At 62.7% G+C, this 5,196-nt stretch carries 5 protein-coding genes; all 5 read right to left on the bottom strand.

The window, feature by feature from the left end; genetic code table 11:
* On the bottom strand, nt 1–830 hold an 830-nt coding region (locus GBJ34_RS19050), incomplete at its 3' end, for an ATP-binding cassette domain-containing protein (protein WP_226341280.1).
* Nucleotides 827–1,666 (bottom strand): ABC transporter ATP-binding protein, encoded by an 840-nt coding sequence (locus tag GBJ34_RS19055; protein ID WP_151720778.1) that lies wholly within the window; start codon nt 1,664–1,666, stop codon nt 827–829. The genes GBJ34_RS19050 and GBJ34_RS19055, both read right to left, overlap by 4 nt.
* A gap of 4 nt (nt 1,667–1,670) precedes the next feature.
* The gene (locus tag GBJ34_RS19060; protein WP_404811457.1) at nt 1,671–2,525 is read right to left on the bottom strand and encodes an ABC transporter permease subunit; all 855 of its coding nucleotides are present in this window, start codon (nt 2,523–2,525) and stop codon (nt 1,671–1,673) included.
* 59 nt (nt 2,526–2,584) lie between these two features.
* A complete protein-coding gene (locus GBJ34_RS19065; RefSeq protein ID WP_151720780.1) occupies nt 2,585–3,592 on the bottom strand; it encodes an ABC transporter permease subunit in 1,008 nt (335 codons plus the stop codon).
* Between the two features lie 68 nt (nt 3,593–3,660).
* Nucleotides 3,661–5,196: ABC transporter substrate-binding protein (locus GBJ34_RS19070; protein ID WP_151720781.1), on the bottom strand; the 1,536-nt coding region annotated here is incomplete at its 5' end.

Below are 5,196 nucleotides of genomic sequence, written 5' to 3' on the forward strand. Positions count from 1 at the left end.
ACCCTTTTTCGGATTTCGTTCACATCTGTTACGGGTGTTGCTGCGAAGAGTTGTCGGGTATAGGGGTGCTGTGGGTTGGCGAAGAGGTCATCGCGGGAACCTTGTTCGACGGCTTCGCCCTTTGAGATGACCATGACGTCATCGGCGATGTAGCGGACCACCGACAGGTCGTGGCTGACGAAGACATAGGTCAGCTCGAACTCGTCCTGCAGATCGGCGAGCAGGTTCAGGACCTGGGCCTGGACCGACAGATCGAGGGCGGAGACGGGTTCATCCAGCACCAGCAGCGCGGGGTTCAGCATCAGGGCGCGGGCGATGGCGATGCGCTGGCGCTGGCCGCCCGAGAACATATGCGGGTAGCGGTTGAAATGTTCCGGCCCGAGCCCGACCTTGACCAGCATCGCCTCGGCGCGTTCGCGCCGCTCGGGCGCCGGGATCCTGGTGTTGATGACCAGGGGCTCCATCAGCACATCGCCGATCTTCTGGCGCGGGTTCAGGCTGCCATAGGGGTTCTGGAACACCATCTGCACCTTGGAGCGCATGTCCGGCCCCGGGCGCGCCTTGCTGATATCGACGCGGGTGCCGTCGATCAGCAGCTCGCCCCCGGAAGGCGCATCGATCAGCGCGATGATCCGCGCCAGCGTCGATTTGCCGGAGCCGGATTCGCCGACAATGGCAAGGGTCTTGCCCTTTTCCACCTTGAAATCCACGCCCTTGAGGGCGCGCACGGTTTTGGCGCCGCCGAAGATGCCGCCGGGCACATGGTAATCCTGCACGATCTGGCGGCCTTCCAGCACGGGGGCCAGGCCGGTTTTGGGGGATGCGGTCATCGCGCGGCCTCCGATTGGAAGAAGTCGGATACGGTGGGCAGGCGGTCGCCGGTGGCATTCTCCGGCAGGGCCGAGAGCAGCGCGCGGGTATAGGGGTGCTGGGGGGCCTCAAAGAGGGAGAGCACATCGGCCTCTTCCATCTTCTTGCCCTTGTATTGCACCACCACCCGGTCGGCGGTCTCGGCCACCACACCCATGTCATGGGTGATGAGGATCAGCGCCATGCCGTATTCCTCTTGCAGATCCATCAACAGGTCGAGGATCTGCTTCTGGATGGTGACATCCAGCGCGGTGGTCGGCTCGTCCGCGATCAGCAGGCGGGGCTTGGAGGCGATGGCCATGGCGATCATCACGCGCTGGCATTGGCCGCCCGACATCTGATGCGGATAGGCGTTCAGCTTTTCCTCGGGCGCGGGGATGCCGACCGCCTTGAACAGCTCCAGCGCGCGGGCACGGGCCTGGGCCTTGGTCATGCCGAGATTGATGCGCAGCACCTCCTCGATCTGGAAGCCCACGGTGAAGGAAGGGTTCAGCGAGGCGATGGGTTCCTGAAAGATCATGGTGATCTCGCGCCCGATCAGCTTGCGCCGCTCAGGTCCCGACAGATGCAGCAGATCGCGCCCGTCATAGGTCATCTCGTCGGCGGTGATGGTGGCGGTGTCGGGCAAGAGCCCCATCACCGCCAGCATCGACACCGATTTGCCAGAGCCGCTTTCGCCGACAATGGCCAGAACCTCACGGCTGTCGACATGGACATCGATGCCGTCGACGGCGGTGAAGCTGCCGGTGGCGGTGGCGAAGCGCACGGTCAGATTGCGGATGTTCAGCATGGCCATGGGGTCAGCTCCGCTTCAGTTTGGGGTCAAGCGCATCGCGCAAGCCGTCGCCCATCAGGTTGATGGCCAGAACCGAGATCAGGATCGCAAGGCCGGGGAAGGTCACGACCCACCAGGCGCGCTGGATGAACTCGCGCGCTTCGGCCAGCATGGTGCCCCATTCGGCGGCGGGCGGTTGCGCGCCCATGCCAAGGAAGCCAAGGGCCGCCGCATCGAGCACCGCCGACGAGAAGGACAGCGTGGCCTGCACGATCAGCGGGGCCAGACAGTTGGGCAGGATGGTGCGGAACATCAGGCGCAGGTTGCCTGCCCCCGCCACGCGGGCGGCGCTGACATAATCGCGCTTCTGTTCGCCCATCACCGCCGCGCGGGTCAGGCGGGCGAAATGCGGCTGATAGACGATGGCGATGGCGATCATCGCATTGGTCAGGCCGGGGCCAAGGATGGCCACCAGCACCAGCGCGAGCAGCAGGGACGGGAAGGCCAGGATGATATCCATCACCCGCATGATGACCATATCGATCCAGCCGCCGAAGAAGCCCGCGATCAGGCCGATCACGATGCCGCCGACCAGGGCGATGGAGACCACGACGATGCCGATGAACAGCGAATATTGCGAGCCATAGATCAGCCGCGACAGCATATCGCGCCCGACCGGATCGGTGCCCAGCAGGAACTCGGCCCGGCCGCCCTCTTGCCAGACCGGCGGCAGCAGCAGCGCATCGCGATATTGCATCGTCGGATCATGCGGGGCGATGAGGGTTGCGGTCAGCGCGATGATGACCATCAGGATGAAGACCACGAGGCCGACCACGGCGCCCTTGTTCTGGCTGAAATAGAACCAGAACTCGGTCAGCATCCGGCGGCGGATGGCGGCGTCCGAGAGCTTGCCCTCGGGGGTTTTGGCAATCGCGTCGCTCATTTGTTGCGGATCCTCGGATTGATGAGGCCATAGGTCAGGTCGACCAGCAGGTTCACGATCATGACCATGGCGGCGGTCAGCAGCAGGCCCGATTGCACCACCGGGTAATCGCGGCGCGAGATGGAATCGATCATCCATTTGCCGATCCCCGGCCAGGAGAAGATCGTCTCGGTCAGGATGGCACCGGCCATCAACACGCCGATCTGCAGGCCGATGGTGGTGATGACCGGGATCATCGCATTGCGCAGCGCGTGCACGCCGATCACCCGGCGCTGTGGCATCCCCTTGGCGCGGGCGGTGCGGACATAATCCTCACCCATCACCTCCAGCATGGCGGAACGGGTCTGCCGGGCGATCACCGCAAGGGGGATGGTGGCCAGCACCACCGAGGGCAGGATCAGGTGGCTGAGCGCCGAGGCAAAGGCCCCCTTCTGCCCGGAAAGCAGGCTGTCGATCAGCATGAAGCCGGTGACATTGGGGAAGTAATACATCAGCGAGATGCGCCCCGAGACCGGCGTCCAGCCCAGGAAGCCCGAGAAGAAGATGATGAGCAAAAGCCCCCACCAGAAGATCGGCATCGAAAAGCCGACAAGGGCCGAGGTCATCGAGATCTGGTCGAACCAGCTGCCGCGCTTGATCGCGGCCAGCACACCCACCGGCACGCCGATCAGGGTGGCAATCACGATGGCGACAAAGCCCAGTTCCAATGTCGCCGGGAACAGCGCAAGGAATTCGGTCAGGACCGGCTTCTTGGTGACCAGCGAATTGCCGAAATCCCCATGCAGCAGCCGGCCGAGAAATTCGAGATATTGCACCGGCAGGGACCGGTCAAAGCCCAGCTGCGCGCTGAGTTCGGCATGGCGTTCGGGCGTCACGCCGCGTTCGCCCGCCATCAGCAGCACCGGATCCCCCGCCAGCAGCCTTGGGAAGCTGAAGGCGATGATGGTGATGCCGAGGAATGTCGGGATGAGGTAAAGCAGTTTGGAGAGGATGAAACGGAACATGCGCCTCTATTCCTAAAGAACGCGCGGGGCTGAACCCCGCGCGTCCGCAATGAAGGTAACAGGAACGATTATTCCGCGATGTCGACGGTTTCGAAGGTGAAGTCACCCAAGGGGCTCATCACGAAACCGGAGACATTGGCGCGCATCGGCACATATTGGGTCGAGTGCGCGATGGTGTACCAGGGGGCCTGATCCTTGAAGACGACCTGCGCCTCTTCATAGGCCTTGGTGCGTTCTGCCACATCGGCGGTGGTCTTGGCCTTTTGCAGCAGGGCCGAGAATTCCTCGTTGCACCAGAAGGCACGGTTGGCACCGCCCTCGACCGCCGAAGCGCAGCTCAGCAGCACCGACAGGAAGTTGTCCGGGTCACCATTGTCGCCGGTCCAGCCGAGGATCACCGCGCCCTTGCGGCCGGTTTCCATCGATTTGGACAGGTATTCGCCCCATTCATAGGAGACGATATCGACCTTCACGCCGACTTTCGACAGGTCTTCCTGCATCAGCTCGGCGGTGCGGCGGGCATTGGGCATATAGGGGCGCTGCACCGGCATGGCCCAGATCTCCATCGTCAGGTCGCTGACACCGGCTTCGGCCAGCAGCGCCTTCGAGGCTTCCGGATCATAGGCATCGTCCACGATCGCATTGTTATACGACCACATGGTCGGCGGGATCGGGTTCTTGGCCGGTTCGGCATGGCCCTGGAACACCGCGTCGACAATGGCCTGCTTGTTGATGGCCATGTTCAGCGCCTTGCGGACCTTCGGATTGTCGAAGGGCGCAATGGTGGTGTTATAGGCCAGATAGCCCACGTTCAGACCGGCCTGTTCGTCCAGCTTCAGCGTGCTGTCCGCCTTGATCGCGTCGATATCGGCCGGGGCCGGATAGGGCATCAGGTGGCATTCGCCGGCCTTCAGCTTTTGCAGGCGCACCGCCGCATCCGGGGTGATCGCGAAGACCAGATCGTCGATCTTGGGCGCCTCGCCCCAATAATCGGCGTTCTTGGCGTAACGGATCACCGCGTCCTTCTGATAGGCCACGAACTTGAACGGGCCGGTGCCGATCGGCAGGTTGTTCAGGTCTTCCTTGGTGCCAGCGGCCTCCAGCGTATCGGCATATTCCTTCGAGATGATCGACGCGAAGGGCATGGCGATATTGGCCAGGAACGGCGCTTCCGGCTGGGTCAGCGTGATCTTGACGGTGTAGTCATCGACCTTCTCGACCGACTTCACCAGCTTGGGCATGTCCATCGAGTTGAAATATTCATAGGTGATCCCCGCGATATACTGGTTCCACGGGTGATCGGCCTTGGACTGACGCTCGAACGAGAACACCACGTCATCGGCGTTGAAATCGCGCGACGGCGTGAACTTGTCGTTCGAATGCCACTTCACGCCCTTGCGCAGGTGGAACGTGTATTCCGTGCCATCCGCAGAAACGTCCCAGCTCTCCGCCAGGCCAGGCTCGACCTCCGTCGTCCCCTTCTTGAACTCGGTCAGGCGGTTGTAGATCGGATGCGCTGACGCATCAAACGTCCCACCAGCCGTATAAGGCGCAGGATCAAATCCCTCCGGAGAGGCCTCAGAGCAATAGATAAACGTCTTGGC

It is taken from the genome of Gemmobacter serpentinus, from assembly GCF_008973825.1.
Lineage (GTDB): Bacteria > Pseudomonadota > Alphaproteobacteria > Rhodobacterales > Rhodobacteraceae > Gemmobacter > Gemmobacter serpentinus.

Coding starts and splice junctions, on each gene's coding strand:
- GBJ34_RS19065 (WP_151720780.1), bottom strand. CDS start 3,592: ATGTTCCGTTTCATCCTCTCCAAACTGCTTTACCTCATCCCGACATTC.
- GBJ34_RS19055 (WP_151720778.1), bottom strand. CDS start 1,666: ATGGCCATGCTGAACATCCGCAATCTGACCGTGCGCTTCGCCACCGCC.
- GBJ34_RS19060 (WP_404811457.1), bottom strand. CDS start 2,525: ATGCTGACCGAGTTCTGGTTCTATTTCAGCCAGAACAAGGGCGCCGTG.